Here is a 26,366-nt window from a genome sequence, read left to right as displayed (position 1 = left end):
CCCCACCGGGCGACTCACGCAGACGCACCGGCAGGCCGCCGGGAGTCCCATCCTCACCCTCGCCTCCCAGCTCATCAGCGGGGAGAGCCCCGCCCAGACCGGCGTGCCGTTCGTGGGCGCACAGTCCGCCGAGGACATCGTCCGACTCGTCCAGTCCCGCCAGGACCAGGCACATCCGATGATCCTCACCGCCGGACGCGCCGGCCCCCTGGGCGTGGACGCCCTGAACCTCGCCCTGCAGGCCGCCCTCAACCCCGGCGACACCCGCCTCCGCGCCGGAGATCCCATCCTCGTCACCCGGAACAACCACAACACCGGCCTGATGAACGGCATGACCGGCCTCATCATCGGTGCAGGGAAGCAAGTCACCTGCATCATCGAGGACACCGAGCACACCTTCAGCCCGGGCGACCCCACCCTCACCCTCGCGTACGCCATGACCATCCACCGCAGCCAGGGCAGCGAGTGGCCGGACATCATCGTCACCCTCGCCCCGGAACACGAGCGCCTCCTCTCCCGGCAACTCGCGTACACGGCCGTCACCCGCGCCAAGGAAGCCCTGACCGCGTCCGGCCTGCGCGCCGCCTGGACGCACGCCGCCCACACAGGCGCGCCCCGGCGGTACAGCCAGCTCGACACCTTCCTCAAACGCTGAGCAGTCACCCCTACGCACTGTCCCACGGTCCGCAAGAGCAGCACCCCTACCGGGTGCCCCCGCACCCCCCCACCCAGACGGTCACCCCCACGCATGGGACGGTACGCCCCATGACGACCGCACAGACTGTCTCCCCCTCACCCCCCACCTGGTGGGAACTGTGCTGGCTCGACGGCGCCTTCCGCGTCCGCAGTCCAGCCCCCCGCCATGACCTCTTCGATGGTGCCTGGCAGCGTCCCCTCCCCACCGGCGTCCACCCCCTCGCCCACCACCTCGGCAACGGAGGCACCGTCCTCTGGTCCGACGGCACCCTCCTCCCTGGCGTCGGTGACCTCACCCTCCCCATCCTCTCCCGCTCCTGGCTCAGCGTCCTGAGCGCCCTGCGCAGCCCCACCGACACCGCTGCCGCCCACCGCACACTCCGCAGCGACCTCCTCCACGTCGCCGCGTGCAGTCCCGATCCCACCTGGAGTGCCCCCAGGACCGATCAAGGCCTCCACGTCCAAGAGATCACCTGCGGCCCGTGGACGCTCTACCGCGTCCACGCGGGCACCCTCCGTCACCTCATCTTCCCCGAGACCATCCCCACCTGGGCTCTCGACGAACTCGAGACCCGCACCGTGCGCCTCTGGAACGAGCAGCACCCCGAGCAGAGCCCCGTCATCCTCTGGCCGCACGCCCGCCCCCTCGACGACCTCCTCACCGCCCTGCGCACCCCCCCGAACGGTGCGCGCGAAGACCCCACCCGCGCCGCCACCCGCGTCACGTGGACGCTCGGTGCCCACCTCGCCTCCTCCCCGTCCACCATCGACGCCGACGACGTCATCCGCCTCTGACATGCCGCCCAGAACGCCCGGCTTCACCCTCATCGAGATCCTGCTCGTCATGGCCGTCCTCGGCCTGCTTGCGGCAGCGCTGTACCCCACCGTGACCGGCGCGCGGCAGCGCCCGTACAACACAGCGGCCCTCAAGTGCGGCCGGGCCATCGTCACCTTCGAGACGACCGCGCCCCTCACGCTCGGCCGGTACGTCAGTGACCTGACCGACATGAGTCGCGACGTCAAAGCGGCCTGCCTCACGACCGGCGTGCAGGTCGCCCCATCGAACGCCCAGGTCAGTACCCCCGACGCCACCACCACGCAGGCCGTCGCCACCACCACGAACACCTATGCCTTCCAGGTGTTCCACCCCCGCGGGAGCGGCTACTACCTCTACACCTCCCCGAGTGGCGCGGCCAGCGGTGACCGGCTCGGCCACCTCCACCGCTGGTCCCCCCAGGAGACCCCATGAACACCCGCACCCAGGGCTTCACCCTGATCGAGCTCCTCGTGGTCATCGCCATCATTGGTGTCCTCGCCGCCATCCTCCTGCCCACCTTCAGTGACGCGCAGAAGCGACCCAACGACACCGCTGCCCTGCAGTGCGGGCGGGCCATCGTCGCGTTCCAGGCCACCGCCAACCTCACCCGCGGTTCGTACGCCTCAGCGCTCACGGACATGGGCCCAGACGTGCAGGAGTCCTGCACCACGGCAGGTGTCAGCGTCGCGCTGAATAACGTCCGCGCCGACAACCCGGGCGCCGGGGTGAGTCAGGCGGTTTCTACAAGCGCCACGAATTACGCCTTCCAGGTCTTCCACCCGCGCGGCACCGGCTACTACCTCTTCAACCAGGAGAGCGCCACCAGCACCGGTGAACGCCTCAATCGCCTCTACCGCTGGTAACCCCAGGAGACTCAACATGAACACACCCGCACCCCACCGCACGCAGGGCTTCACCCTCATCGAACTCCTTGTGGTCATCGCCATCATCGGCGTCCTCGCCGCCATCCTGCTCCCCACCTTCAGTGACGCGCAGAAAAAACCCAACGACACCGCCGCCCTCCAGTGCGGCCGGGCCATCATCACGGGCGCCGTGGCGTACCGCGCCGGGAACGGCGGCGCACTCCCCGCCGCGCCCTTCTCCCCAGACGTCCTCGGCGCGGATGTCCGCGAGGCCTGCGCGGGGCAGCGCGTCATGCCGTACGCCGTGCCCACCTCCACCGCCGGGACCGAGTACGCCATCACGAGCCTCGACAGCAAAGGCCTCCCCTCGTTCTTCGTGGCGAACAGCCGGGGCAGCGGCGCGTTCGTCTCCAACAGTGACGATTCGGTCTGCGGTTCGCAGGGCTGCAAACTCCGCTTCCTCCGCTGGTCCGCCTGGGGCCTCTGATGACCAGTCGCACACAGGGCTTCACCCTCATCGAACTCCTCGTCGTCATGGCCATCATCGGCGTCCTCGCCGCCATCCTGCTCCCCACCTTCGCAGGCGCGCAGAAGAAACCGCATGACACTGCCGCCGTCCAGTGCGGGCGGGCGATCATTACCGCGCAGACCACCCACAAGATCAGCACGGGCACCTACGCGACCTCCCCGGCCGCGCTGGGCGCCGACGTCACCGAGGCCTGCGCGGGCGTGGAAATCCAGAGTTACGCCGCAGGATTCGCGCCCGGTACCGGGCAGGCCGGGAACGGCGCGATCGGCGCGGACACCCTCAACTACAACTTCTGGGTGTACAGCCGCCGGGGCAGCGCGTCGTACTACACCAGCACTGGCGACGGCTGGAAACTCCGCCAGTACAGCACCTACTGATGCGCCCCGACCCCCGGGTCCTGCATGACCGCCACGCGCAGCTCACCCAGGACCTCACCCGCGTCGCCCAGGAACTCGACCACCTCGCCCGCATCGCCCTCGCCCACCCCACTCCCGACGTGCACGTCAACCTCCAGCGTCGCCACGCGGACCTGCACACCCAGTTGCAGGACATCACCCGCGAAACGCAGCGCGTGACGCACCTCCAGTCCCAGAGTCAGGAGCCGCCCATGAAGCAGCACGCCCAAGGTTTCACCCTGATCGAACTCCTCGTGGTGATCGCCATCATTGGTGTCCTCGCCGCCATCCTGCTCCCCACCTTCAGTGACGCGCAGAAGCGACCGTACAACGTGGCCGCCCAGCAGTGCGGCCGGGCCATCGTCGCCGCGCAGATCCCGTACCGCGCGGGCACCGGGTCCTACACCAGCGATCCAGCGCAACTGGGACCGGACGTCAGGGAAGCGTGCCGGGACGCGGGCGTGCAGGTCGGCGTGCACGCCACGTCCCCCACCGCCGCCACGGCCGCGTACCTCATGAGTGGCGCGAACGACGTCAGTTTCGCGTTCACAGCCTTCCACCCCAGAGGCACCGGCTTCTACCGTTACTGGCTGACTTCCCCCAGCCCCGTGGCGAGCGGCGACCGACTGAACACCCTCTTCCCGTACTGAGCCATGCCCCGTCCCAGGCTCTGTGCGCGGAGTCGCGCGCCTCCCGCGCTACCCGCCGTGTCCGCCCGTACCCTTCGCGTCTCATTCCCTCGAGGTAATCCATGAAGAAGTTCCGTACTGTTCTGCTGACCCTGATCCCCGCTCTCGCCTGCGTGGCCGGCGCGTACCCCGTGTACCCGCCCGCAGACGGCCTGGAGTACTCGACGCAGAGCGTCACGTTCATCACGCCGTCGGTCAGTCCGTCGTCCTACTGCCCGATCTGCCAGCCCTGATCGGTCCATGAGTTGCACGGGCACGCGCCACTGCGCGTGCCCGTGTCGTTGGTGGGGTGCTCGGGGGCGTGTCAGGGGTCAAACAAGGAGGGCTGCGCGGTCACAGGAAGGGCACTGGCCGCCTGCTCGGGGAGCGCGGAGATCTCGCGGAATTCCAGCCCACGGTTCTCCAGTTCCAGGCGCGCGGGCGCCGTGATGGACGGCCCAGCCAGAATGCCCCGCACGGTCGCCTGATTGCCGAGGGTCTGCTGCACGGACCGAACGTACCGGGCCAGCTGGGACACGGCGTGCTGGGTCGCGCGGCCGCGTTTGAGTTCGACGACCACATAGCGGCCCTGCGCGTCTTGCGCGTACAGGTCGATACCGCCGGACTCCACCATGAGTTCCCGGTTCAGGACCCGCAGGCCGGGCTCGATCAACTCCGGGTGATCCGCCAGGGCCTGCTGCATCTGCGCTTCGGAACCCTTCAGGACGAACCCCCCAGCCTGTGCGAGCTCCAACGCGAGGGCCACCTGCGGTTCCAGGAACACCACCTGCACGAGTTCCTCCGGACTCCGCCGGGAGGCCAGCAACATGCACACGTCCTCTGCGACTTCCGCTGTGATGCGGTCCGTTTTCGGTTGCCAGTTCATCGGCTTGATGCCGGTCGGGTGATGGATCTGTAGGCTGCCGTCCTGCTTGATCAGCACCAGGTATGCCCCCAGATCGGCCGTACTGGCTGCGCGACCCAGGTAGGTGACCTCGGCCAGCCCGGCCACCTGAATCAGACAATCGCGGGTGCGCGTATGACGGTTGAGGAACGCCGCGAGGTCCTGCGGGGACGGCGCTGTGAGTTGCTCGCGGATCATGGGTGCAGTCTGCCCGGGGTAGTAGTGGCCTGCCGTGGTTTGAAGTGCATTCGACCGGCGCCGCGTGCGGTGCCGGTTCAGGGTGTGCAGATGCACTCGGGGCAGATCATGCGGGCTTCGTTAGGGCGGGCAGTACCCTGGCCGTGATCTGAGGGGACTACCCGACTGAAGTCACTGCTACCGCGCGTGTCTCAAACCTCTGAGGAGTCACCCTTTGGGCGTGCGGCCTGCTGCCGCCGCGCTCTCTTGTGCAACATCACCAGCGTGCCCAGCAGACCCCGCGCGTCATCCAGCGGCTCCAGTACCGTCCTCGCGTGCGCGGGATCAAGGCCGCCCGCCATCTCAGGGAGGGCCGCGAGGTCTTTCAGCAGCGCCAGGATCCCACCGTCCCCTTCGAGCGCGGCCCACACCTGCTCCAGCAGCTCGGCCGCCGTCCGGGCCAGCAGCGCAGGGGGCATGGGCGGCAGGGGCTGCACAGACGCCCCTGGGCGATCGGCCGCCGTGAGGCGAGGGGCCAAGATTCCTCATTGGAGTCCGGTAGACGCACCAGCGCCGTCTGACCGTCCACGCCCGGCATCAACACCACTTCCATCTCGGCCTCGTTCACACGGCCAAGCGCATCGCCTCAGACGGCCGCGTCATCTAGGTTCAGCCAGTCCAGGTTGAAAAAGGCTTGCGCGAGCCGGGGCCTGACCTCCCGTCGGGCGTGCCACCTGACGCTGTCCGGCCACACCCCGCAGTAGAGCGGCAGCGGTTCCCGCATCGGCACTGTGCCCTGTCTCAAGCTCAGTCGCGCGCCGAACTCATCCGCCAGGCACCGGCGCAACTCAGCGAGCGCCGCCGGATCAGCCTCCCAGTCCGGCGGCACGATCACCAGCAGCACCGGTTGCAGGGGCGGCTCGCTCATACTGTCAGGCTAGAGGGGCCAGGCCGGTCAGACCGTGACGGGTGTTCCGAGGCGGCCATCTTGAGGGCCAACGTCTATGCTGGCGTATGGCCCGCGCTGTCCCATACGCTGCTGACGCTCACGGTGACCTCGTCGATCCCGGCCACGTCACGGGACGTGGCGCCTACTTCTGCCTACAATGCCATGACCCTGTCTCGTACCGCCGGGCGCATGAACGGCGAGGTCATCACGTCGCTGCCCACTTCGCCCACCAGCCAGGCAGCCCCTGCGCGGGGGAGAGCGTGCTGCACATCGCCGCGAAAATGCGCCTCCAGGAAGCACTGACGCTCCGCGCGCGGCCGTTCGTCCTACGACGCGCGTGCCAGCGGCACGCCTGTGACGCCACCCACGACGAGGTCTGGGAGCTGCCACCCTACGACGAGGTCCGCGCCGAGCAGCGCCTCGGTTCCTTCGTCCTCGACGTCGCCACGATCCGAGACGGCGCGGTGAGCGTGGGCTTCGAGGTGTTCGTCAGCCACCGGGTGGACACCGTGAAGGCCGCCACCCTGGACGTCCCCTGGCTGGAACTGCAGGCGGACGCCACAGCGCAGGATCCATACGTGCTCCAGCCCGTCGTGGATTCCACATTCACCGCGCATGAGGAGGACGACCTCCGCCGGAGCCTACGGGCCACGCGCGCGGAGGTCCCCGACCGGTTGGAGCGGTGGCTGGCCAGTCTGCCCATTGTCGAAGGACGCAGTTACGTTCGGGTGCCGCCCACCCGGCTGCAGTCCAAAGTGTTCGAGAGTCGCCGGGAAGGCATTTCCTTCCGGCCCGGCTGGTGGTGCCCGCAGTGCGCCGCTGACCGCGACACGTACAGGAAGGCGGCCCTCAAGGCTGAGCAGGAGCGGGCCGCGTTGGCGCGAGAGCGAGCGGAAGCGTTGGCGCAGGCCGCGGAGGTTCATGAGCGGGAGCAGCAGGCGTATCAGGCGATGCAGGCAGCGCGGCTGGCCGAGCAGCGACCGGTCTTCGGGGCGTGGCTGCTCAAGCCCTTCAACACGTACGCGCTGCCCATCATGACGCGGAACGCGCCGGTGCTGCGCACGGCCTGCCAGTACCTCCAGCGGCACTGCCCGGACGTCGCGGGCCGCCTGCACCGCTGGAAAGGGCAGACGCTGATCGCGCGCCGCTGCTGGAAGTGCCAGCGGGCGATCCTGTGCCTGGACTCACGCCTGGTCGTCAGGGACGCTGAGGCATTCTCCCCAGTGGCGGAGTGCGACCGGGGACGGGACGGCCGCCGCGGGCCGCTGGTCAACCGGTGCCTCGCGTGCGGGGAGCGGCAGTCAACGTCCACGCTGCGCGAGGGACGGTTCGTGGTGTTGCGGGATGACGTGCTGCTGAGCTGGATCGACGCGTTCGGGTCGCTGCCCAGGGCGGCCACGCCACCGGACCGGCAGACCTGACGCGACGTGGCCGGGATGGAAGCCGATGCCTCCAGCCGGACCCGCTCGACGGGGAGTATTTTGCGGGAGACTGGTCAGTCCACGTCCGTGAGGTTCTCCAGTCCCTCGGCCAGTCGGCCTGCCACCCCGAACCACACTGTGGGTAACTTCTTGGGGAAAGAGCCCAGCAGATGCATGTCGGTCACCTGCGCGACACTGAACGTCCGTTCGATCTGGTGGCCGCGCTTCCCGTGGATGGCCGTGGGGTGCGCCTCGTCAAGGTTTGAGCAGGGGTCTGCGTTGATCCTTGTAGGTCACTCCAAAATCCGAATCTGCGACGAGCGTGCTCTGAAGGGACTGCGCCGGGGGCGCCGGCGAGCGCTTGAACTTGCTCCAGTCCGCAGTAATCCAGAGTGTCGCGATGGCGATCAAGATGGAGACAAAGGTCATCCACGCTGCGCGGACAGCAATCCGCTCACTTCGCCTTGACACTTCCAATCCCTGAATCGTCGCCTGCATACTTTCCTCAGCCGATCGGGCAGACATCAGACTGCCCTGCACGTCAATGCCCTCTTTTACCAGCGCGGACTGCTGGATCGGTAGAACCACAGGACAGCGTGGAGTGATGAGCAACGAGATCGGGAAGATGGAGTGGTATGCAGCCAACTCCCTCTTCCCGACGCACTGATGATACGCCCCGATGCCCGTATTGCCCGTCGCCCACCAGAGTGGGCGTTCATTCCCGTCGCGACGCTCGATACCGCTGTCATCGCTGCCACACGACGTTCACCGCGACGCACGGCACACCGCTCTATCGACTCAAGACCGATCCGAACATCGTCCAACTGGTCCTGACCCTCCTCACCTTCGGTTGCCCCATCCCAGCAGTGGTCATGGCCTTCAAGATCGACGAGCGCACACTGGCCGACTGGGTGAGGAAAGCCGGTGAACACGCGCAGCGTGTTCACGAGCACCTTGTCTGTCAGGGCCAGTTGCATCTCGGGCAGGTGCAGGCGGACGAACTCTGGTGTCGGACCCAACGGGGCGTGCGGTGGCTGGCAACGGCCGTCTGTGTCTCCTCACGACTGCTCCTGTGGGGTGCGTTCGCTGCTGAGCGAACGCACGCCCTGATCGCCGAGGTCGTGAATCAGGTGCACTGCGCTGCACAGCTTCAATCACCAGTGCTGTGGGCAACAGATGGATACGGCGCGTGGAAAACACAGGTTCTCAGGATGTTCCGGACGCCGCGGCACACTGGGCGCCGTGGGCGCCCAGCGTTGGTGCCCTGGGCGGAGTTGCACATCGTGCAGGTCGTGAAACGAACCTCCCGTGACCGAATCGAGCGACGCATCGCATTCGGTGATCTCTTCGAAGCGCTGCACCTGATCGAAGCGTCGCAAGGTCGCCCGGGTACCGTGAACACCGCATTCGTGGAACGGTTGAACGCGACCCTCCGGACGTGGTTGCCGGCACTGGTCCGTCGCTCCCGGCATGCCGGGAGCGACGGCGAGCGACTGGAACGTCACTTCTTCCTGGTGTTGGCGGCGTACAACCTCATTCGTCCACATCGGTCACTTCGGGTGCAGGTGAATGGTCGGTGGGTGGATCGAACGCCGGGGATGGCAGCAGGTGTGACGGATCACGCCTGGACGATCGCGGAACTGCTCCGCTGTCGGATCGAACCATGTGTTCAAGCCGCATGATTCAACTCCACGCTGTCCTGTGGTCCTACCGCTGGATCAGCCGGAGTCGATAGTTATCGACGTTGCGGATGACGCGGGTCAGCCCCTGTGTGGGCAGATCCTGGCCTTTCAAGCTGATCTGGGTCGTAGGAGTGAGGAGCAGACCGCCCCCCGGCCTCGACTCCATCTCGGCCGCGAACGGGCCGTGGAGGAACATACGCGGTGACGGCAGCGGTCCTGTCGGTTTCCGCTGGAAACCCAGTTCGCGAAGGCTTTTCAGTGCGGTGATCCACGTGCGGCCAGCCAGCAAGACGTCTTCCACCGCGTCCAGCGTCCGCTGCATCTCGCTGACCTGACGCCAGGTTTCGAGCATTCTGGTCTGATGCTCCACCCGGAGAGCGGGATCGTTGAGATTTACGGGCAGGTTATCTGGGGTGATGGAAAGAGTTCCCGTCTGATTGAGTATGGCGCTCATGGCGCGGGTGGTGAAGCGCAGCGTGAGCATGTCCGCCAGAATTATTGGGAGGTACTTGGTGAGGTCAGTTCCCACGTACGTGGGAATGCTGGAACTCAGCGTGCTGCGGCCGCTCATCACCAGGCCCGTGTTCGGGAGTTGGTAAATAATGCCACCGTAGGGGGTTCGCGACCCCGGCATGTCATGCCAGTTCCAGCCGAGGGCCAGCCGCTCGTCTTCCAGGTTCCAGCCAGTGAACTCATCCTGCAGCGCCTGGGTGACCAGACGCGGAAAATCCATGATGCCCAGCATGGACGGCGAAAGCTGGGACGGAAGCGTGAGGACGGCAAGGACGTGCAGGCCGTCGGTCTGAATGGTCCAGCTCCCCAGGTACATGCCTTGGGGGAGTCGAGGCCACGAAGCGGCGGGAAGTTGGTATTCCAGCCAGTCCAGCGTTCCGAAGGGGTTAGCGTCGGTCTGCAACGTCGTGTCCTTCAACTGGGCGAAGGCCAGGAGTTTGGTGCGGTTGACCTCCGCGAAGTACTGGGGGAGGAGGTGTTCCAGACTGGCCTCCGGACGGACGTCGTTGAACTCACGCGTGAAGGCAGCGGCAGAAGCCGACGCGTCGTTCAGGTTCCGCCATAAGCCCATTGGAGGCGCTTCCTCAATGGTGCTTACGTGCGCGGTGTAGTACAGGGTGCCGGCTGGGGTTGTGCCAGTGAACGACTTGTCGTCAGGTACATCACTCATAAAATTCCCTACGCTGCGTGAGAAGAATAAGTTCCCGCCCGTTACTCCACGTCGGTGAGGTTCTCCAGCGTCTCCGCGAGCAGCCCCGCCACCCAGGCCCGCACCAGCGGGGCCTTCTCGGGGAACGTGCCCAGCAGGCGCACGTCAGTCACCTGGGCCACACTGAAGGTGAGCTCGGTGTCGTCGCCGTATTTCTCGTGAATGGCAGCTTCCAGCTCGGGCCGAACCAGTTCGCCGATGCGCACCGGGTCAGCGCCGGGCGTGCGAATCACCTTCCCTTTCTCGTAACTCTTCTGCTCAGTCTGGGTCAGGCGAATCTCGATACGGCGTTCCATGAAAGCCTCCTCTGGGCTCCGGCGCTTGACGCGGAATCCTGTCATCCGTCACCATACACGAAACTATCAAAGCATTCTTCGATAGTGGGAGTGAATCCTGATGCCCCCCCGCCTGACCCAGCTCCGCCTGAACCTCCTGCGCCTCATCGCCCGCCTCACCCGCGACCAGGGCGGCCCCCCCAGCGCCGCCGAACTCGCCCGCGCCGCCCACCTCACCGAAGCCACCATCAGCTTCCACCTCAAAGCCCTGGCCGAACTCGGCCTGATCGACCGCACCGGCGCCCGGGGCCGACTGATCCTCACCGAACGAGCCCGCACTGCCATCCAGGACGGCATTCCCATCTACGGGCAAATTGCTGCGGGCGCCCCGATCCTGGCCGAGCAGACCCCCGATCACCACACCCCCAGCCTCGACCAGCTCCTCGGCGTCAAGGACGGCGACTTCCTCCTGCAGGTTCGGGGCGATTCCATGACCGGCATCGGCGTCATGGACGGCGACTACGTGCTCGTCCGGCCCACCCTAGAAGTGCTCGACGGCGAAGTCGCAGTGGTTCTGATCCCCGGCGAGAACGCCGCCACGCTCAAGCGCGTGTACGTGTTCGGCGACGAGGCCGTCCTGATCAGCGAGAACCCCGACCACCCCCGCCGCACCTACCCCGCCGCTGACGTGCACATCCAGGGGCGGATGGTTGCCCGTCTGGGCCTCGCCGGCCCCCGCCCCCTGACGCGGAGGGTCTGACCGTGGCCGGGCGCACGCCGAGTCTCACCGCCTGCGTCCTGCTCGCCCCCTGGCCGCTGGCACACGTCCGCCGCCAGCACCCGGGCGTCCCCGTCGCGGTTCTCAGCGAGGGTCGGCGCGTCCTTCAGACCTGCCCGCTGGCCACCCAGGCGGGCGTCACCGTGGGGATGCGCGAAACGGCGGCCCTGTCCCGCTGCCCCGACCTGCACGCCGAGGTCGTCCCTGCGCCCGAGGCAGAGGCGATCTGGGAAGAACTGCTGGAGCAGCTGTACGCCCGCTTCAGTGACCGCGTCGACGGGGGGAGAGCGGGCGTGGCGTTCCTGACCCTCTCACCTTCCGGCGCGCGGGATCTCGCCGCCGCGCTGCACGCCCCCGTAGGTCTGGCTACCTCAAAGGAACTGGCCCACCTGGCGGCACTGAGAACGCAGCCGGGCAAAGTCAAAGAAGCCCACACCAGCGGTTCAGCGGAGCAGGCGTTCCTGAAGCTCACGCCCCTGGCGCACCTCACCGCGCTGGACGTTCCCCTGTCGGCGATCGACAAGCTGCACTTCCTGGGCCTGCGCGACCTCGGTGGCCTCATGGCCTGGATCCCGGCGCAACGCGAGGCGTTCCTCGGCGTGGACATCGGCAGGAAGCTCAACCGGTTCCTGAAAGGCGAGAGAACAGCCGCCGTGGAGCGGTACCGCCCCGGCCAGGTGCTGGGCGCCTCCCTGGCCTTCGACCTCCCCCTGACCGAACCCGCCCAGGTGGACGCCGCGCTGCGCGACCTGATGCCCAGCCTCCTCACGGAACTGCGCGGACGCCTGGCCGCCGCGCTCACCGTCCACGCCGACACCATCGGCGGCCGCCTGTCGGGTACCCGGCTGCTGAAATGGCCGCTCGATGAGGTGGCACTCGTGCGGGTGGCTGGACTCGCCCTTCAAGACGCCAGCGCGCTATCCCTCGGCATCGACCAGCTGACCGTGCAGCTCGGCGGACTCGCGCAACCCGCTCGGATGGTGGGCCTCTGGGCAGGTCTCGCCGAACTGGACGTTACGAAGACAGTTCTCGCCCGCTTCCCGGACGCTCTGGTTCGCGTGGAGTGGCTGGATCCCTGGGCGTACGCCACCGACGCGCAGTACGCCTGGGTGGACTGGGTCACCGGACAAGTGCGCCCCCGCGACATGACGCCCCGGCAGTCGTGGCGACCGAACCCCGCCGCGCGGCGTGAACAGGCCGTGCAGCGCGTCCTGGCGTTCTTCGAGGGTGAGGCGTGAAAGCGTACCAGCACGACATTCAGGTGCAGGTTCAGGATCAGCAGCCCGTCCGCCTGACCTGGCACGGGCAGACGTACCGGGTGCAGGCCGTGATCGACGAGTGGCGCGCCGGAGGCCGCTGGTGGCTCGGCGAGCGGCCCAGGACGTGTTACCTCGTCCAGGCCGGGGAACTCACCGCCGAGGTACACCGGGAAGATGGTGAGGGGGGACGCTGGTGGCTCGCCAGACTTCAGGACTGATCGAGGGCGGGCGCGTGTCGCAGCGCCCCGGCGTCCGCCAGAACCTCGCTGAGTTCCGCGAGATCCCGCACGGGCACCCAGTCCAGGCCCGTCCACACCGCCACGCGGACGCCGGCGTCCCGGAAGTGCAGGCGACCGACCACGGCGACCGGCTGCTGGTTCTGCTCCGCCCAACCAACCGCATCCCGCTGCACCCCGAAGGCCCGCCTGAGTTCCAGCAGCAACTTCTCGCGCGTCACGGAGTCATATGAGCACGCCGAAGGCGATGACGTCACTCCTGACGTGCCAATCGTTCTTCTCGGAAGGGCGCAGCACCGTCAGTCCCCGCCGCCTCGTGCAGACAGCGAAAGCGGCCGGGTTCACGGCCGTCGGCCTGGCGGACTGGTGCAGCGTGGCGGGCGCCGTCGACCTGTGCGATGAAGCCAAACAGCAGGGCCTGCAAGCCGTGATCGGCGTGACGCTGCCCATCCTGTTCCCCAGTCCGCCCCGGGCGTCCACGCCGACTCAGATGTTCCCGGTCGTGCTGCTGGCGCGCAGCCGGGAAGGGTACACCACCCTCTGCGAGCTGATCACGGCCGTGAACCTGAATCACCCGGACGGCCTGTCGCTGGACGTCCTCCGGCAGGCGGGTGGGGGCGTGCAGGATCACCTCATCTGCCTGACGGGCGGGCGGCAGGGTTTCCCCACGGTGCTCGGCGAGCAGCGGGATCTCGCGCGGGCCGCGATGTACCTGCGCCTCCTGCGGGCAATCTTCCCGTCGGCGCTCTACCTGCAGCTCTTCCACGGGCAGGCACCAAACGAACGCCGCCGCCTGGAGTACCTGCGCGGCCTGGCCCGTGACCTGGAACTGCCGGTGGTGGGCGCGCCCGAGGTCTGCATGGCCACCCCGGACGAGTACCCGCTGCTCGACGCGCTGACCTGCGCCCGGCTAGGACTCGACGTGCAGACCCCGCACGCGGAGCGCCCCCGCAACGACGCCCGGCACGTCGCCACGCCCGGGGCGTGGGCGCACCTGCTGCCGTTCGGGGACGCGCTGCTGAACGCCCAGACGCTGGCGGATCAGTGCGCACTGCACCTGCTGCCCGAGCGGCTCAGCGTTCCGGAACCCAGCCTGAAGCCCTTCCAGACGGCGCAGGACGCGCTGGAGGAGCGCATCTACCGGGATCTGCCACAGCGGTACCTGCCGGATCGGCGCGCGGCCGCGATGGAGAGAATTCAAGCTGAACTCCAGACCGTGGCGGAACTGGATCTGGCGGGGTTCTTCCTGACGGCCGCCGAGGTGACCGACTACTGCCGCGCGCACGGCATTCTCGCGGCGGGACGGGGCAGCGCGGCGGGGAGCGTGCTGTGCTTCGTGCTGGGCATCACCCTGAGTGACCCCCTGGCACATGGCCTGCTCTTTGAACGCTTCCTGCACACGGGCCGCAGCAGCATGCCGGACGTGGACATCGACATCGCCAGTTCCCGGCGTGATCAGGTGCTGAGCTGGGTGGAAGAACGCTGGGGACTGACCGGTGCCGGTGAAGCCATGGTGGCCAACCGCGTCACGTACCGCCTCAAGAGTGCCATTCAGGATCTCGGGCGGGCGCTGGGCTTGCCGCCGGAACTCCGCGACCGGCTGAGTCGAGCCCTGGGGCGGGATTACGGGCACCTGCGCCCGCACCGGGCGCGGGAGGCCGAAGCGGTCTTCACGGAAGTGCTGGGGGACGCCCCAGTCAAAGATGCGCTTCTGACGCTCCTGGAACAGGTTGAGCCGCGATTCACCCGGCATCTGGCCCCGCACTCGGGCGGCGTGGTGCTGAGCAGCGAGGCCCTGACCTATTACAGTCCACTGATGCGCAGTTCGGGCGGCATCCGCATGCTGACCTTCGACAAGGACGACGTCGAGCGGCTGGGGTTGATCAAACTGGATCTGCTGGGCCTGCGGATGCTCGCGGCCCTGGAACGCGCCCGGGAAGAAGTCCTGCGCCTGACCGGCGAGTGGGTCGAGTACGGCCAGCTCCCCGACGATCCCGGCGTGTGGCGGGAGATCAGCACCGGGGACACCATGGCCCTCTTTCAGATCGAGTCCCCGGCGCAGGTGCAGATGACGGCCCGCCTGCAACCCAGGGACATGACGCAGCTCGCGCACCAGATCGCCCTGATCCGCCCTGGGCCCATCCAGAGCGGCACCGTTCACCCGTACGTGCGCCGCGCCCGCGGAGAGGAGCCGGTGCCATTGATGTCTGAGCCGCTGAAGTCGATCCTGGCCCCCACGCACGGTACGCTGATGTTCCAGGAGCAGATCCTGAGGCTCGCCGTGCAGTACGCGGGGATGGACTGGCCAGACGCGGACCGGTTCCGGAGTCGTCTGAGCAAGGTCGAGGATGAGGCTGAACTCGCCCAGCTCAAGGCCACGTTCCTGGACGGCGCGGCTGCTACGGTCGGCGCCTTTCCCTGGGAGGCAGAGGCGGTGTTCGAGCAGTGCGCGGCGTTTCGGGGGTACGGGTTCGCGGAGTCGCACGCGCACGCGTTCGCGCAGCACAGTTATGCCAGTGCGTACATGCGGCGGCACCACCCGGCGGCGTACTTCGCGGCGTTCCTGACCGAGGCGCCCGGCATGTGGCCCGCGAGCACGATTGCAGCGGAGGCGGCCCGCAGAGGAGTCCGGTTGTCCGGGGCGTGCGTGAATCGCTCAGGGGTGTCGTACCGCGCGGCGTCCGACCACACGGTTCGCGTGCCCCTCACCGCTGTGGAGGGCATCAGTGCGGACACCGCCCGGCAGATCGTGCAGGAGCGGCTGAGCAACGGCAAGTTCCAGGGCGTCGAAGACTTCTACGACCGGGTGCAGATCAAGCGGGACGCGCTGGACATCCTGGTGAAGGCCGGGGCGTTCGACGCGATTGACCGCCAGAAGAACCGCCGGGAGGCGTACTTCGTGCTGCAGACGGCCGCCCATGCCCGGCCGAGTGGCACCCGGGCGCTGCTGGTACCGAAGGCCGCCGTGCCGGACGTGCCCGAGTTGACCATCGACGCGCAGGCGGCTCTGGACACGGAGCTGACGGGGATAACCCCGACCGGGCGGCACCCACTGGACGCCCACCGGGCACGCCTCCGGGACGTGGGGTGCGAGGCGCTGGCGAGCCTCCGGCATGGGGCGACCTGCTGGGCCGCTGGGGTGATCGTGGCCAGGCAGCGCCCACCGACCGCGAAGGGGTTCGCGTTCTACGTTCTGGAAGACGCGACCGGGCGAGTCCAGGCGATCATCAGCCCAGACCTCTGGGAAGCCCACCGCGCCCTGCTGCGCGACGCCCGCGCGCTGATCGTGCAGGGGCAGGTCACGCGGCAGGGGCGGGCGGTCACGGTTCGGGTCGAGGGACTTGCGGAATTGCCCCTTCGGCCCGGTGGCGCGGCCCAGGCGGCGGGGGTGGGCTGCGCGAGGCTCTGCTCGAAAACCGCCTGGTACTGCGTGAGGCGAGGGTGTGGGCGTCCGGGGTAATCAGCGGGCAGGGCAGCGGGGACAGGTGGTGGTGGTAGACCACGGCAAAGTCGAGGGCGAGGGCGAGCTGGGCCCAGCGGCTGTGGCGGAAGGTGAAGAAGAAGCGGGGGCGTGGCCGGGCAGCTGGTGCCGGAGGCCGAGGAAGCTCAGGGTGGTGCGGTGCAGTTGGAGGGTCAGGATGGCGGTCATGGGGACACGATGCTGGGGCTGCGGGTGACGACTGCGAATGGGGTTGGAAAAAGGCCGTGCTGGACGGCGTGGAAAAGTGCTTGCTCACAGGAGCGCCAGGAAGGGGCCTCCGACACGCGCTGAGGGGTACAGGAGGGGGTGTGTGGCGCCGGTGTATCGGACATATCAGGCGATTCAGGTCACGGGCACCAGGTGGGTCGGTCAGCGGCGCGCGGATGGGTAGGGCCGGAGGCTGGCGCGCCTGTGGAGAGCCGATCTGCACATTCCCTTACCTAAGGGGGATTAGGTAAGATAAAGCATGCCCGTTCTCCGGACAGCCCAATGACACTTGACCACTACCGCGGCGACCGCCTCACCCAAGCCCAGACGTGGGCCGGCCTGCCAGATGACGAGCTGCGCCGCCGCGCCGTGCAGGCCGCCGGTGAAAAAGACGTCGACGGCCTGATTGCCCTCACCCAGGCGTATCTCACCCACGAGGGTGCCAGTGGGCTGCTCACCAGTCCCCGAACTGTCGAGGCCTACACCCTGGGCGTCCGGCAGTTCCTCGATCACGCCACTTCGAATGCCGTGAACCTCCTGCGGCCTGGTCGCCGCGACGCTTCGAGTTACGTGGCCGCAATGCTGAGCGCGGGCCGCAAACCTGCGGGCGTGCAGCTCAAAGTGGCCGCTGCGAATTGCCTGTACCGCGCGCTGCGCTGGGCGGGTGCCACCGAGGCCGATCCCTTCAAGGACGTGAAGATTCCCAAGGATCGCACGCTGGGCATCGTCAAACGCCCGCCGTACCAGGAAGACGAGCTCGCGGACGTTCTCGATCACGCGGACGTGCACGTGAAATTCCTGCTGTTCCTCACCGCACACGCCGGCCTGCGCATCAGCGAAGCGCTCGCACTCACGTGGGAGGATCTCGACGAGGCGAACCGGCGCGTCCACGTCCGCAGCGGCAAGGGCCGCAAGGAGCGCCTGGTCGCCATGAGCACCAGCCTCGCCCGCGCCACCCGCCACTACCGCGGCCTCTACGCGCCCGGCGGTCCCGAACACACGGACGGCAAGCGCACCACGCCCCGAGACCGCGTGTTCCGGTACGCCTCACCCATGACCGCCCGGTACCACCTGGACAAAGCCTTCCAGGTCGCTGGCGTGAAGTTCCGGGGCTTCCACCCTGGCCGGAAGTACGCCGGGACGCGGCTGCTGCAACAGGTCAAGGACTTCGGGCGGGTCGCGGCGCACCTCGGACACGAGAGTATCGACACGACAAGGAAGGGCTACGCGAAACTCGCCACCGATGACCTCAAGGATGATCTGGTGGGCTGGTAACGGGGTCCTCCATGACCAGCCCTGAGGTCTCGCCGACCACGGCACGTGACTCGCATTCAGCCTGACCGACCGGCTGAGGGCGCGCACCACCAACCGCCGCCGCGACCCATTCCTGCAATTCGGCCAGCTGCGCGGCATTGGCCAGATCGTGGTGATTCACCCTTCCACCTTGACACGTCACCCCTACGCACGCTGCCACACATGACTCACCCGGCTCGCCACCGCCACGCGGACAGATCCACCCACTCCGCCGTACCGCCTACACCCGCGCGCTGCACCTCAGCCCGCGTCAATGAGAGCCATAACTGCTGATACGCGGACTCCTGCCATTCGAAATCAGCCGGAACCAGAAACCCAGCGTCCAGTGCGCCTCCCTCCAGCAGGACAGACACAACGCCCGATCGAACCAGCCACGCGCTCGTCACGAGCAGCGCGGGCAGCCTCTCCGGCACGATCCCCTGTGCCCGTAACGCCTCATCCGTCTGGGACATCAACCGCACAATGCCCAGAGGCTCGTGATGCCGGTACGCCCCCACCCGGTACCCACCCGCCCACACGCACTGCTCCAACGGCATCCCAGACAAGGCCCGCGTCACCTCCGCCGCCCAGACCACCCGCCCATCCGCATGCACCGCCCGAAGGGGCGTCCAGCGCTCCGCACCGTCCAGCAGATCAACCCCTCGCACCAGACTGCACCCAGCCGCGGCCGCCGTACTCTGCAACTCCAGGTGATCATCCGCTGTCAGGACCGCTGCCTGGACCGTGCTCCGCAGCACGCCCCGTTCTGCCGGACGGCTCAGGTCGAAGCTTCCACCCCGTCCGACCGCGCGCGCGCCCTGCACGATGAACGCCTCGTGCCCCGCAGGCCCGCGTAGCGTGAAGGCCGCGACCCGGCCCTCCCGCATCGAGACCTCCACCTGCTTCGCAGGTCCAGCCTCCATCACCTCCCGCATGAGGTGCCGCGCCGGATCCAGCGCGCAGGTCACTACGGGCACGCGCCGACGACGGAAGAAGGACGGCAAGAAGGTCATGCGCTCACCGTAGCTGCGCCAGGGGTGACGGCCGGTCACCCCCACGACCCGCACACTGCCGGACATGATTCCCGCACTCCAGCACCTCCTGGTCGCGCCGGACGGCGCGCTCCCCACCGCCCACGCGGTCACCCTGGCCCACACCTCCCCCACAGGGGACACCACCCGGTTCGCCGTTCTAGCCACGACGCCCGCCGCCGCGCGCCGCCTCCGGGCTCTGCTCCCCCTCATTGACGGCCTGGCGTCAACCGAACATCACCTTGTGACGCAGGGCGATGAGCACTGGCTCATCACGACCACCGGGCATGCGGGTCGCTTGCGCCCGGCCCCTCAGGGCGGTTTCGACCTCGACGACGGCTTCGGGCAGCACCTCGGGTGCCTCCCCACGGCGCACTTGGACCGCGCTGTACAGCTCGCGACAGACCAGCTCAACGCGGCACAGCAGGAGGCCAAATGAGCCCCACGGCTACGATCGTGCTCATCACACTCGTCCTGCTGGGGGCCGTCAGTGCCGCCAGCGCCTCGCGGATCGGGGGCACCCTCCCCTTCACCCTGCTCCTGCCCCCCGCTGCTGTCCTCAGCGTGACCTTCCTCAGCCACCCCGCCGGGCTGCTCGTGGCGGCGGCCCTGACCGTCCTGGCCTTCACCCTCGCGTTCGCACCCCGAGCGACCGCCGTCCCCATCACTTCCCGGGACGCCCTCCTGATCACCCTCACCCTTTTCATTGGCCTGGTGGGCTACGCCACGCTGCAAGGCGGCGTGCCCGCCCCCGCCTACGCCATGATCATCGGGCTCACTGCCGGGTGCCTCGGCGCCGTCCACGCCCTCAACCCCGCCCCGGAACTCGCCCTCTTCGGACGGAACAGCTGGCACACCGCACTTGCCCTGTTCACCCTGCTCACCTTCGCCATCGGCGCGACCTTCACGGAGTGGCTGGGCCTGCTCAGCGCTGCCACCCTGCTCCTGATCACGTTCGGCCTACGCGCCCTCCAGGCCCGCAGGTCACCCCCAGGCGACTCACGCTGAGACCATGCACGGCTACCAGCACACCACCGTTAACCTGACCGCCACGTCCATCACGTGCGGCGCCCTGATCCTCGCGGGATACGCAGAAACTGCCCTGGCCCTCGGAGCGGGTCTCGCCTTCGGCACGCTTCTTGTCACGCCGGACCTGGACCTCCACCGCAACGACGCCAGGCGCCGCTGGGGCAAGATGCGCTTCATCTGGGCACCCTACGCCGCCCTCAGTCGCCACCGCGGCATGAGCCACACCTACCTGGCTGGGCCCACGATCCGCCTCGCGTACCTCGCGCTCTGGGCGGCCCCGCTGGTGTGGGGCGCGCAGCACTTGCACATCACCCCTACGCTCCCCACCTGGAATCACGTGATCATCGCCGTCGTCGGGTACTTCCTCGCACAGTGGCTCCACCTGCTGTGCGACGGCATCATGCCCCTGGACCGGTCACACCACACGCGACGCTGAGCACGGCACAGCTGCATCCAACACCGCCGAAATCACGTGCGCGGGCAGAGGCTCGCCCCGCAGGATTTCGGCGCTCTCCTGCACACTCCTCGACACCCGGTACGGCCGCGCCTCGCGCAGCGCCACATACACGTCCGCTGCCGCGATCAGCGCTGTCAAGTCCGGCAGCGAGCGCAACTGATCCGGGTACCCCTGACCATCCAGTCGCTCATGGTGATGCCGCACCGCATGCAGGACTGCAGTCGGCGCGTCCGGCCACCACTTCCGGATCAGACCCTCCCCCTCCACCGGATGCGCCCGCACCAGCGTCCACTCCGACGCCGACAGGGCCCGCTCCGCCACCAGGATGTCCACCGGCACACTGATCTTCCCCACGTCGTGCAGCAGCCCAGCCACGTACGCCAATTCAGGATCAATCCGCAGTGCAGGCGCCGCCCGCCGCGCCAGGTGCGCCACGTCCAGGGCGTGCTCGCGCCCACAGGCCTCAAGAACGCCGCCAACGGACGGCCACAAGGTGATGTCGTGCATACCGGCAGCCTCACCGCCGTGGGGGTGGCGCCCCGCCCACCACCCGCATCCCCCAGCGGGGGGGGTGCCCCCGCATTCGTCACCCCCAGGACAGGCACCGTACAGCCATGCCAATCGACCAGATCACAGAGGCATCATGAGCAGCCACACGCCACCCCCAGTGGAACGCCACGCCGCCCCGTACACCGCAAGCTTCCTGCAGGCCCTCGCCCGGTACGGCCATGACACCACCGACCTCGACCACCCCCACCACTCCCCCCTCGCCCTCGCCCGGCGCGCCGGTATCCCCGAAGGCCACCTCACCGGTGCCCTGAACCTCATCCAGTTCCCCGTGGTCGAACAGGCCGCACCCGCAGAGGACGCCCCGCACGGCATGTACATCGGGACCCACCGCGGACAGGACGTCTGGGCCGCCGACGACCCCTGGGACCTCACGGCTGAGGAGTACGCGCAGGGTCTCGTCGCCTTCCGGCCGCAGGCCCCCGCCACGCCACCCCCGCCCACCGCCCGCACCACCGAAGCGCCCGCACCCGAACGGGAGCGCCCCATGCGGACCGTCATGGACGCCCTGTACCTCCTGGGCTACGGCGAGATCCGCCCTGACGAACTCACGCAGTCCAACTACCAGGAACGCCTCCTGCAGGATGGCCGCATCACCCCGGAAGAACTTGCGCAGGCCTACGCCAAGTTCACCGGGAAGTCGTATATCAGTGCCCGCCGCGATCCGCCCCACCCGGACGTCCGGAACATGCTCAGCGACGCCACCATCAACCAGTACCGCATCGTGCCCCACTCCAAACGCGGCAACGTCCTCACCATCCTCGTGCAGGACCCCACCGACACGTTCTCCCTGACCGCCGTCGAGGACGAGCTCCAGCACATGGCGATTGAGGTCGCCGTCGCCTCCGAACCCGACCTCGACCACCTCATCCTCACTCTGTACACCCGCGCCGCACAGGACGCCGAACTCGAACGTGAAGCCGCCGGACGCCAACGCGACCAGGACATCGTCGACCTGGACTCCGCCGACCCGAACAGCCCGGTCGCCAAGCGCATCAGCAGCGCGATCATCGAGGCGGCCAGCAACGACGCCAGCGACATCCACTTCCAGCCGGAACGCACGGGCCTGATGATCCGCGAGCGCCTCCACGGCAACCTCATCGAACGCAGCCTGGTGCCCACGAGCCTCGCGACGCAGATGATCAACCGCCTGAAGATGCTCAGCGGCATGAGCCTGGAAAGCCAGCTCCCGCAGGACAACCGCATCGCGATCCCCCTGGTCGTCAACGGCAAGGAGCAGCTGCTGCGCATGCGCGTCTCCAGCCTCCCCAGCAATCACGGGGACAGCATCGTCCTGCGCCTCCTCAAGGACAGCGGCACCCTCCCCACCCTCGACGACACGGGCTTCAGCGAGCACAACCTCGCCCTGATGCGCGAAGCGACCACCGGCTCCAATGGCCTCCTGCTCGTCACCGGTCCCACCGGCAGCGGCAAGACGACCCTCATGCACACCGTCCTCAAGGGCCTCAACACGCCCGGCCGGAAGATCAGCACCATCGAAGACCCTATCGAGTACGAGCAGCCCCGCATCGTACAGACCGAGATCCGCCGCACTGATGACCCCAGCACCTCGCTGAACTTCGCGCGAGTCCTGCGCGCCATCCTCCGCCAGGACCCGGACATCGTGTTCGTCGGCGAGATCCGCGACGAGGAAACCGCCGAAACGTCCGTGCACGCCGCCCAGACCGGCCACCTGGTCCTCTCCACCCTGCACACCAACAGCGCCCTGGCCACCATCTCCCGCCTGATCGACCTCGGCGTGCCCGCGTACGCCGTCGCCGAGACCCTGCGCGTGGTCGTCTCACAGCGCCTCGTTGGCCGCCCCTGCCCCGAATGCAGCGTCGAAGAACTCATGCCCGAGCAGTACGCCCCAACACCCGGCGCCACCATGCTGCGCGGCACGGGCCAGCAGGGCGGCCGGACCTGCCCCCTGTGCCACGGCCAGGGTGATTACAAGCTCATCCCCGTACACGAAGTCCTTCCCGTCACCCCCGACGTCCGCGCGGCCATCGCATCCCGCGATCCGGGTGCCCTCGAACTCGCCGCCACCATGGCCGGCCTGAAAACGTTGCACCAGGACGGCATGGAGAAAGTCGCGGCCCATCAGGCCAACCTCCACAGCGTCCTGACCCGCGTCAAGTGATCCCCGAGGCCACCATGATTCCAGTCACCCCCGAAAACGTCAGCACTGTCCTCGACGACCTCACCCGCGCGGGCGCCTCCGACATCCAGCTCAAAACCGGCCAGCCCCCCCTGATCGCCCTGCACGGCGTCTGGACCCCGCAGACGCAGTACGCCCTCCTGACCGGCAACGACGTCACGAACCTTCACCAGAAACTCTGCCGGGACACCCGCTACCGGGACATCCCGGACAGTCAACCCTGGGACGCCGACTACCGCACGTCCACCAGCCTCAGTAACTTCCGCGTGAGTGGCGGCAAGGAGCACGGGCGGCCCTACCTCGTCCTGCGGCCCCTCCCCCGCGAGATTCCCAGCTTCAACGAACTGCGCCTGCTCGACGACGAGATGGGCGAAACGCCGCACGGCGTTGGCCACCTCACCGAGGGCTTCAAGTGGGTCATGCGCCAGAAGCGCGGCCTCATCCTCGTGACCGGGCCGACCGGGAGCGGGAAGAGCACCACGCTCGCCAGCTTCGTCGATCACGTGAACCGCACCCAGTGCCACAACATCATCACGATCGAGGACCCCATCGAGTTCGTGTTCCGCAGCAAACGCAGCCAGATCCTCCAGCGGGAAGTCGGCGTGGACACCAGTTCCTTCAGTGGCGCCCTGCGCGCCGCACTCCGGCAGAAACCCGACATCATCCTCGTCGGCGAGATGCGGGACGCGGAAACCATCAACGCCGCCTTCCGCGCCGCGGCCACCGGGCACCTCGTACTCTCCACCCTGCACAACAACGAGAGCGCCGCCACCGTCGAACGCATCATCAACGAGTTCCCGGCCGAGGAGCAGAACCGCGCCCGGCACGCCCTCTCCGAAATTCTCGTCGGCATCTTCGCGCAGCAGCTCGTCCCCACCATCGCCGGGAAGCGCCAGGTCATCCACGAGGCCATGGTGCTGACCAGCAACCAGCGCAGCATCATCCGTCCCAACGGCGAAACGGACAACGGGTACCTGCAGTCCCTCCGAGACACCCTCAAAGCCCGCAACCCGTACGGGAACCGCAGCATGGATAACGAACTCAAGCGGGCCGTGGCAGCCGGGATCATCAGCGAAGAGGTCGCCCAGGAGTACGCCATCCAGCCCGAGAAATGGAGCGCCGAATGAACGTCCTGTACGTCGACGGCACCCAGGCCCTCCTCCTCAGCCCCACGAAAACTGCCGAGCCAGGACCGATCAAGAACCTGCGCGCCATGGCCAGCAGCATCAAAGCGAAGGGCCCTACCCTCCTCGTCCTGCACGGGCAGCTCCAGCAGGAGAAGGCTCCACCCGCCGTTCCGAAGGACAACCTCCTGCCGTTCCTGGACACGAAATTCCAGAGTTTCGTCTCCACCACCCCGGGTTCAGACACGTTATTTACCCTGCACGACCGAGCCCTGGTCGCCCAAGTCAACGCGGCCGCCCGCGGCACCGGCCTGCGCATCACCGAGGTCATCCCCTTCGCCAGCGCCGCCCTGCGAGCCGCGGGCCTCCCCGACAGCGCCGTGATCATCCACCCCCTCGACGACACGTTCGAGGTCACCGTCGCGTCCCCTGCACACCTCGTCACCCGCTCCCAGGCCCGCAACGACCGCCAGGACCTGGAGAAGGTCGCGCACACGGCACTCAATCGCCCGATCGCCAACGGTGATACGCCGCACCTCATCGTGATCGGGGAACCCGCCGCTGGCCTGACACTCCCCGCCCCCATCACGGCGACGTGGCTGCCGCTCGATGTGGCCCTCCGGGGCGCTAAGGTCCCTGCGCCCAAGCAGCCCGGGACGGCTGGCGGGGTCGTCGCCGCATTCTCGCGCCGCCTGGATGCCGCCACCACCATCCACCCGAGCCTGTACGTCGCGCTGGCCGTCGCCGCGATCATCAACGGTGGTCTGTTCGCCCTCGCGACGGCCACGAAAGGACAGAACGCCGTCCTGGAAGGACAGCGCGCCACGCTCGAACAACAGGCCCTGGAGACCCAACGCCTCCGCGCCCGGAACGAACAGCTCGCCGCGAAAGTCGCGCAGGCGCAGACCCTCATGAGCAACAAGGGTCCGCTCGCCGCCGATCTCCCCCTCATCGCGGCACGAGCCGGTTCCATCCAGGGGGCCCTCGCCCGCCTCGCGGGACCGAACTCCCCCACGGAAACGGACACCCGCGCCTTCGGCACCGCCGTGGACCGCACGTACGACCTGAGCGCGGTCACCCGCAGCCCGCAGGACCTCGTCCGCGCCTACCAGGTGGGCGGCCTCAGCGTGGACGTGCGCAACATCGCCTGCAAGGCGCAGTCCTGCGATGTCACCTTCCGGACCGCACCCATTTCACAGGCGGCCACACCCACACCGCAGGTTGCACCGACACCGAATGCAACGACGTCTCCCGGTGCTGTGTCGGGCGCCGCGACCGCCGGAGGCACCCCATGAACCAGAAAGCCCTCCTCCCAGCCTTCGCCGTCAGCCTCCTGGGCGTACTCGGGGTCGTGAAGGTCACCTGGCCGATGGTGCAGACCGCCCGGACCGAGCAGACCCGCCTGCGCAGCGAGATCGACCGCCTCAGTGCCGACGCAGCTGCACTCCCAGTTGAGCAACAGAGGGAAGCCGAGCTGCGCCGCGCGGACGCCGAGCTCCAGCAGAGCCTCCCTGACAGCGAGGAGCTCCCCCGCGTACTGGACACCCTCCAACTGGCCGCCCAGCGCCTCGGGGTCACCACAGGGAAACTCTCCCGCACCGTGCGCGTCAGTGATGTCGCAGGCGTCACCGCCGTGGATCTGGACCTGGACATCAGCGGCACGTACGCCCGCACGCAGGCCTACGTGCAGACCATCGCCGCACTCCCCCGCGCCTTCACCGCCCGCGGGATCAGCCTGTCCGCCGGAGACGACGGGCAGGTCACCGGCGTTCTGAAACTCACCACCTACACCCGCGACAGCACACCAGTGAAAGCGCCCCCCTCGACAACACCCACTGCCATCCCGACCGGAGGGACACCATGACGCAAGAAGACCCGCAACACCCCAGCCCCCGCCCGGCCCCAGCCCGGCCCGCACCAGTCCGCCCTGCTCAGCCCGCCGCTGCCCCCGTTCCCGCTGCAGCACCCACCCGCACTCCCATTCCGGCGGCCACCGCCGACCCACCCGCACCTGTCGTGCCGCCTGCACCGGCACCAGCAACCGTGAAGTCAGCCCCGCGTCCTGTCCACGCACCCACAGCACCACCAGCCGCAGCGCCCACGGATCCTGTCACAACACCTGATCAGGCATTTCAACTCCCCGGC

The 26,366-nt window shown here is 68.1% G+C and carries 32 protein-coding genes (1 of these 32 cut by a window edge); 22 read left to right on the top strand and 10 right to left on the bottom strand.

What is annotated here, in order from left to right:
• The 8 genes from DEIGR_RS17550 to DEIGR_RS20955 form a co-directional block, all read left to right on the top strand.
• Positions 1 to 655: the 3' end of an AAA family ATPase gene (locus tag DEIGR_RS17550; RefSeq protein WP_058979562.1), read on the top strand. Its footprint begins 1,292 nt before the window's first position; only the last 655 of its 1,947 coding nucleotides appear in the window; the start codon falls outside the window, past its left edge; the stop codon is at positions 653 to 655.
• Positions 656 to 765: 110 nt separating this feature from the next.
• Positions 766 to 1,491 carry a hypothetical protein gene (locus DEIGR_RS17545; RefSeq protein ID WP_058979560.1) on the top strand — a complete coding sequence of 242 codons (726 nt, stop codon included), beginning with the start codon at positions 766 to 768 and terminating at the stop codon, positions 1,489 to 1,491.
• Position 1,492: 1 nt separating this feature from the next.
• Positions 1,493 to 1,945: a prepilin-type N-terminal cleavage/methylation domain-containing protein gene (locus tag DEIGR_RS21525; protein WP_058979558.1), complete on the top strand. Its 453-nt coding sequence runs from the start codon at positions 1,493 to 1,495 to the stop codon at positions 1,943 to 1,945.
• Positions 1,942 to 2,376 carry a type IV pilin protein gene (locus DEIGR_RS21565; RefSeq protein WP_083524276.1) on the top strand — a complete coding sequence of 145 codons (435 nt, stop codon included), beginning with the start codon at positions 1,942 to 1,944 and terminating at the stop codon, positions 2,374 to 2,376. Before DEIGR_RS21525 ends, DEIGR_RS21565 begins: the two co-directional genes overlap by 4 nt.
• Before the next feature lie 16 nt (positions 2,377 to 2,392).
• Positions 2,393 to 2,863 (top strand): type II secretion system protein, encoded by a 471-nt coding sequence (locus tag DEIGR_RS21520; protein ID WP_083524275.1) that lies wholly within the window; start codon positions 2,393 to 2,395, stop codon positions 2,861 to 2,863.
• A complete protein-coding gene (locus tag DEIGR_RS17525) occupies positions 2,863 to 3,282 on the top strand; it encodes a type IV pilin protein (protein ID WP_058979556.1) in 420 nt (139 codons plus the stop codon). The genes DEIGR_RS21520 and DEIGR_RS17525 overlap by 1 nt, the downstream gene beginning before the upstream one ends.
• A complete protein-coding gene (locus DEIGR_RS21515) occupies positions 3,282 to 3,950 on the top strand; it encodes a prepilin-type N-terminal cleavage/methylation domain-containing protein (RefSeq protein WP_322787167.1) in 669 nt (222 codons plus the stop codon). The genes DEIGR_RS17525 and DEIGR_RS21515 overlap by 1 nt, the downstream gene beginning before the upstream one ends.
• A 101-nt stretch (positions 3,951 to 4,051) precedes the next feature.
• Positions 4,052 to 4,222, top strand: a complete 171-nt coding sequence (locus tag DEIGR_RS20955; RefSeq protein WP_160329962.1) for a hypothetical protein — start codon at positions 4,052 to 4,054, stop codon at positions 4,220 to 4,222.
• A gap of 71 nt (positions 4,223 to 4,293) precedes the next feature.
• Here the strand turns inward: DEIGR_RS20955 and nucS are convergent, their stop codons facing one another.
• From nucS to DEIGR_RS17505, 3 genes are all read right to left on the bottom strand, one after another.
• A complete protein-coding gene (gene nucS / locus DEIGR_RS17515; RefSeq protein WP_058979554.1) occupies positions 4,294 to 5,070 on the bottom strand; it encodes an endonuclease NucS in 777 nt (258 codons plus the stop codon).
• A gap of 191 nt (positions 5,071 to 5,261) precedes the next feature.
• Positions 5,262 to 5,528 carry a hypothetical protein gene (locus DEIGR_RS17510; protein ID WP_058979552.1) on the bottom strand — a complete coding sequence of 89 codons (267 nt, stop codon included), beginning with the start codon at positions 5,526 to 5,528 and terminating at the stop codon, positions 5,262 to 5,264.
• Between the two features lie 167 nt (positions 5,529 to 5,695).
• A complete protein-coding gene (locus DEIGR_RS17505) occupies positions 5,696 to 5,977 on the bottom strand; it encodes a hypothetical protein (RefSeq protein ID WP_058979550.1) in 282 nt (93 codons plus the stop codon).
• A 281-nt stretch (positions 5,978 to 6,258) separates the two neighbouring features.
• On the opposite strand from DEIGR_RS17505, the gene DEIGR_RS17500 reads away from it, so the two are divergent.
• Complete coding sequence (locus DEIGR_RS17500; protein ID WP_153013924.1) at positions 6,259 to 7,419, top strand: hypothetical protein; 1,161 nt, start codon at positions 6,259 to 6,261, stop codon at positions 7,417 to 7,419.
• Positions 7,420 to 7,674: 255 nt separating this feature from the next.
• Here the strand turns inward: DEIGR_RS17500 and DEIGR_RS17495 are convergent, their stop codons facing one another.
• A complete protein-coding gene (locus DEIGR_RS17495; RefSeq protein ID WP_058979546.1) occupies positions 7,675 to 8,007 on the bottom strand; it encodes a hypothetical protein in 333 nt (110 codons plus the stop codon).
• 119 nt (positions 8,008 to 8,126) lie between these two features.
• Here DEIGR_RS17495 and DEIGR_RS20565 point away from each other — a divergent pair, with 119 nt between their 5' ends.
• Positions 8,127 to 9,101, top strand: a complete 975-nt coding sequence (locus tag DEIGR_RS20565) for a hypothetical protein (RefSeq protein WP_160329932.1) — start codon at positions 8,127 to 8,129, stop codon at positions 9,099 to 9,101.
• Positions 9,102 to 9,126: 25 nt separating this feature from the next.
• Here DEIGR_RS20565 and DEIGR_RS17490 read toward each other — a convergent pair whose 3' ends face one another.
• Both DEIGR_RS17490 and DEIGR_RS17485 read right to left on the bottom strand, forming a co-directional pair.
• Positions 9,127 to 10,284 carry a hypothetical protein gene (locus DEIGR_RS17490; protein WP_153013923.1) on the bottom strand — a complete coding sequence of 386 codons (1,158 nt, stop codon included), beginning with the start codon at positions 10,282 to 10,284 and terminating at the stop codon, positions 9,127 to 9,129.
• Between the two features lie 41 nt (positions 10,285 to 10,325).
• Positions 10,326 to 10,619: a hypothetical protein gene (locus DEIGR_RS17485; RefSeq protein WP_153013922.1), complete on the bottom strand. Its 294-nt coding sequence runs from the start codon at positions 10,617 to 10,619 to the stop codon at positions 10,326 to 10,328.
• Positions 10,620 to 10,719: 100 nt separating this feature from the next.
• Here DEIGR_RS17485 and lexA point away from each other — a divergent pair, with 100 nt between their 5' ends.
• From lexA to DEIGR_RS17470, 3 genes are read left to right on the top strand one after another with little or no spacing between them, the layout of a single operon-like run.
• On the top strand, positions 10,720 to 11,358 hold the full coding sequence (gene lexA / locus DEIGR_RS17480; RefSeq protein ID WP_058979539.1) for a transcriptional repressor LexA: 639 nt from the start codon (positions 10,720 to 10,722) through the stop codon (positions 11,356 to 11,358).
• Between the two features lie 2 nt (positions 11,359 to 11,360).
• Positions 11,361 to 12,614, top strand: a complete 1,254-nt coding sequence (locus DEIGR_RS17475; RefSeq protein WP_058979537.1) for a DNA polymerase Y subunit UmuC family protein — start codon at positions 11,361 to 11,363, stop codon at positions 12,612 to 12,614.
• A complete protein-coding gene (locus DEIGR_RS17470; protein WP_058979535.1) occupies positions 12,611 to 12,853 on the top strand; it encodes a DUF6504 family protein in 243 nt (80 codons plus the stop codon). The genes DEIGR_RS17475 and DEIGR_RS17470 overlap by 4 nt, the downstream gene beginning before the upstream one ends.
• Here DEIGR_RS17470 and DEIGR_RS17465 read toward each other — a convergent pair.
• Positions 12,844 to 13,092: a hypothetical protein gene (locus DEIGR_RS17465; RefSeq protein ID WP_058979533.1), complete on the bottom strand. Its 249-nt coding sequence runs from the start codon at positions 13,090 to 13,092 to the stop codon at positions 12,844 to 12,846. The two genes, DEIGR_RS17470 and DEIGR_RS17465, sit on opposite strands and share 10 nt — an antisense overlap.
• Positions 13,093 to 13,118: 26 nt before the next feature.
• On the opposite strand from DEIGR_RS17465, the gene dnaE reads away from it, so the two are divergent.
• Together dnaE and DEIGR_RS17455 are read left to right on the top strand one after the other, a co-directional pair.
• On the top strand, positions 13,119 to 16,331 hold the full coding sequence (gene dnaE / locus DEIGR_RS17460; RefSeq protein ID WP_236704949.1) for a DNA polymerase III subunit alpha: 3,213 nt from the start codon (positions 13,119 to 13,121) through the stop codon (positions 16,329 to 16,331).
• A gap of 510 nt (positions 16,332 to 16,841) precedes the next feature.
• Positions 16,842 to 17,834 (top strand): tyrosine-type recombinase/integrase, encoded by a 993-nt coding sequence (locus tag DEIGR_RS17455; RefSeq protein WP_058979530.1) that lies wholly within the window; start codon positions 16,842 to 16,844, stop codon positions 17,832 to 17,834.
• Here DEIGR_RS17455 and DEIGR_RS20950 read toward each other — a convergent pair.
• Together DEIGR_RS20950 and DEIGR_RS17450 are read right to left on the bottom strand one after the other, a co-directional pair.
• Positions 17,809 to 17,994: a hypothetical protein gene (locus tag DEIGR_RS20950; RefSeq protein ID WP_160329961.1), complete on the bottom strand. Its 186-nt coding sequence runs from the start codon at positions 17,992 to 17,994 to the stop codon at positions 17,809 to 17,811. The two genes, DEIGR_RS17455 and DEIGR_RS20950, sit on opposite strands and share 26 nt — an antisense overlap.
• A gap of 46 nt (positions 17,995 to 18,040) precedes the next feature.
• Positions 18,041 to 18,865 carry a hypothetical protein gene (locus tag DEIGR_RS17450; protein WP_058979528.1) on the bottom strand — a complete coding sequence of 275 codons (825 nt, stop codon included), beginning with the start codon at positions 18,863 to 18,865 and terminating at the stop codon, positions 18,041 to 18,043.
• Between the two features lie 64 nt (positions 18,866 to 18,929).
• On the opposite strand from DEIGR_RS17450, the gene DEIGR_RS17445 reads away from it, so the two are divergent.
• From DEIGR_RS17445 to DEIGR_RS17435, 3 genes are read left to right on the top strand one after another with little or no spacing between them, the layout of a single operon-like run.
• Positions 18,930 to 19,322 carry a hypothetical protein gene (locus DEIGR_RS17445; RefSeq protein WP_058979526.1) on the top strand — a complete coding sequence of 131 codons (393 nt, stop codon included), beginning with the start codon at positions 18,930 to 18,932 and terminating at the stop codon, positions 19,320 to 19,322.
• Positions 19,319 to 19,891, top strand: coding sequence for a hypothetical protein (locus DEIGR_RS17440; protein ID WP_153013921.1), 573 nt, complete (start codon positions 19,319 to 19,321; stop codon positions 19,889 to 19,891). The genes DEIGR_RS17445 and DEIGR_RS17440 overlap by 4 nt, the downstream gene beginning before the upstream one ends.
• Positions 19,892 to 19,895: 4 nt before the next feature.
• Positions 19,896 to 20,348 carry a DUF2227 family putative metal-binding protein gene (locus DEIGR_RS17435; RefSeq protein ID WP_058979522.1) on the top strand — a complete coding sequence of 151 codons (453 nt, stop codon included), beginning with the start codon at positions 19,896 to 19,898 and terminating at the stop codon, positions 20,346 to 20,348.
• On the opposite strand, the gene DEIGR_RS17430 is transcribed toward DEIGR_RS17435, so the two are convergent.
• Positions 20,328 to 20,876, bottom strand: a complete 549-nt coding sequence (locus DEIGR_RS17430) for an HD-GYP domain-containing protein (RefSeq protein WP_058979520.1) — start codon at positions 20,874 to 20,876, stop codon at positions 20,328 to 20,330. The genes DEIGR_RS17435 and DEIGR_RS17430 overlap by 21 nt on opposite strands.
• A gap of 136 nt (positions 20,877 to 21,012) precedes the next feature.
• On the opposite strand from DEIGR_RS17430, the gene DEIGR_RS17425 reads away from it, so the two are divergent.
• Genes DEIGR_RS17425 through DEIGR_RS17410 form a run of 4 tightly spaced genes read left to right on the top strand, consistent with a single transcriptional unit; the run spans position 21,013 to position 26,085 of the window.
• Positions 21,013 to 23,079 (top strand): GspE/PulE family protein, encoded by a 2,067-nt coding sequence (locus DEIGR_RS17425; RefSeq protein ID WP_083524273.1) that lies wholly within the window; start codon positions 21,013 to 21,015, stop codon positions 23,077 to 23,079.
• 14 nt (positions 23,080 to 23,093) lie between these two features.
• The gene (locus DEIGR_RS17420) at positions 23,094 to 24,224 is read left to right on the top strand and encodes a type IV pilus twitching motility protein PilT (RefSeq protein WP_058979576.1); all 1,131 of its coding nucleotides are present in this window, start codon (positions 23,094 to 23,096) and stop codon (positions 24,222 to 24,224) included.
• Positions 24,221 to 25,516 (top strand): hypothetical protein, encoded by a 1,296-nt coding sequence (locus DEIGR_RS17415; protein WP_058979516.1) that lies wholly within the window; start codon positions 24,221 to 24,223, stop codon positions 25,514 to 25,516. Before DEIGR_RS17420 ends, DEIGR_RS17415 begins: the two co-directional genes overlap by 4 nt.
• Positions 25,513 to 26,085 (top strand): type IV pilus inner membrane component PilO, encoded by a 573-nt coding sequence (locus tag DEIGR_RS17410; RefSeq protein ID WP_058979514.1) that lies wholly within the window; start codon positions 25,513 to 25,515, stop codon positions 26,083 to 26,085. Before DEIGR_RS17415 ends, DEIGR_RS17410 begins: the two co-directional genes overlap by 4 nt.
• Positions 26,086 to 26,366 lie beyond the last annotated feature (281 nt).

The organism is Deinococcus grandis (assembly GCF_001485435.1).
Lineage (GTDB): Bacteria > Deinococcota > Deinococci > Deinococcales > Deinococcaceae > Deinococcus > Deinococcus grandis.
The sequence above is the reverse complement of the archived record's forward strand: the minus strand, read 5'-3'. Positions and strand labels throughout refer to the sequence as shown.

Bases quoted from the DNA above. Each gene is read 5' to 3' on its own strand.
- DEIGR_RS17410 (WP_058979514.1), top strand. From the start codon at position 25,513: ATGAACCAGAAAGCCCTCCTCCCAGCCTTCGCCGTCAGCCTCCTGGGC.
- DEIGR_RS17435 (WP_058979522.1), top strand. From the start codon at position 19,896: ATGCACGGCTACCAGCACACCACCGTTAACCTGACCGCCACGTCCATC.
- lexA (WP_058979539.1), top strand. From the start codon at position 10,720: ATGCCCCCCCGCCTGACCCAGCTCCGCCTGAACCTCCTGCGCCTCATC.
- DEIGR_RS17415 (WP_058979516.1), top strand. From the start codon at position 24,221: ATGAACGTCCTGTACGTCGACGGCACCCAGGCCCTCCTCCTCAGCCCC.
- nucS (WP_058979554.1), bottom strand. From the start codon at position 5,070: ATGATCCGCGAGCAACTCACAGCGCCGTCCCCGCAGGACCTCGCGGCG.
- DEIGR_RS17455 (WP_058979530.1), top strand. From the start codon at position 16,842: ATGACACTTGACCACTACCGCGGCGACCGCCTCACCCAAGCCCAGACG.
- DEIGR_RS17425 (WP_083524273.1), top strand. From the start codon at position 21,013: ATGAGCAGCCACACGCCACCCCCAGTGGAACGCCACGCCGCCCCGTAC.
- DEIGR_RS17440 (WP_153013921.1), top strand. From the start codon at position 19,319: ATGAGCCCCACGGCTACGATCGTGCTCATCACACTCGTCCTGCTGGGG.
- DEIGR_RS17485 (WP_153013922.1), bottom strand. From the start codon at position 10,619: ATGGAACGCCGTATCGAGATTCGCCTGACCCAGACTGAGCAGAAGAGT.
- DEIGR_RS17505 (WP_058979550.1), bottom strand. From the start codon at position 5,977: ATGAGCGAGCCGCCCCTGCAACCGGTGCTGCTGGTGATCGTGCCGCCG.
- dnaE (WP_236704949.1), top strand. From the start codon at position 13,119: ATGACGTCACTCCTGACGTGCCAATCGTTCTTCTCGGAAGGGCGCAGC.
- DEIGR_RS17525 (WP_058979556.1), top strand. From the start codon at position 2,863: ATGACCAGTCGCACACAGGGCTTCACCCTCATCGAACTCCTCGTCGTC.
- DEIGR_RS17450 (WP_058979528.1), bottom strand. From the start codon at position 18,865: ATGACCTTCTTGCCGTCCTTCTTCCGTCGTCGGCGCGTGCCCGTAGTG.
- DEIGR_RS17490 (WP_153013923.1), bottom strand. From the start codon at position 10,284: ATGAGTGATGTACCTGACGACAAGTCGTTCACTGGCACAACCCCAGCC.
- DEIGR_RS21520 (WP_083524275.1), top strand. From the start codon at position 2,393: ATGAACACACCCGCACCCCACCGCACGCAGGGCTTCACCCTCATCGAA.
- DEIGR_RS21525 (WP_058979558.1), top strand. From the start codon at position 1,493: ATGCCGCCCAGAACGCCCGGCTTCACCCTCATCGAGATCCTGCTCGTC.
- DEIGR_RS17445 (WP_058979526.1), top strand. From the start codon at position 18,930: ATGATTCCCGCACTCCAGCACCTCCTGGTCGCGCCGGACGGCGCGCTC.
- DEIGR_RS21515 (WP_322787167.1), top strand. From the start codon at position 3,282: ATGCGCCCCGACCCCCGGGTCCTGCATGACCGCCACGCGCAGCTCACC.
- DEIGR_RS20955 (WP_160329962.1), top strand. From the start codon at position 4,052: ATGAAGAAGTTCCGTACTGTTCTGCTGACCCTGATCCCCGCTCTCGCC.
- DEIGR_RS21565 (WP_083524276.1), top strand. From the start codon at position 1,942: ATGAACACCCGCACCCAGGGCTTCACCCTGATCGAGCTCCTCGTGGTC.
- DEIGR_RS17430 (WP_058979520.1), bottom strand. From the start codon at position 20,876: ATGCACGACATCACCTTGTGGCCGTCCGTTGGCGGCGTTCTTGAGGCC.
- DEIGR_RS17510 (WP_058979552.1), bottom strand. From the start codon at position 5,528: ATGCCCCCTGCGCTGCTGGCCCGGACGGCGGCCGAGCTGCTGGAGCAG.
- DEIGR_RS17545 (WP_058979560.1), top strand. From the start codon at position 766: ATGACGACCGCACAGACTGTCTCCCCCTCACCCCCCACCTGGTGGGAA.
- DEIGR_RS17420 (WP_058979576.1), top strand. From the start codon at position 23,094: ATGATTCCAGTCACCCCCGAAAACGTCAGCACTGTCCTCGACGACCTC.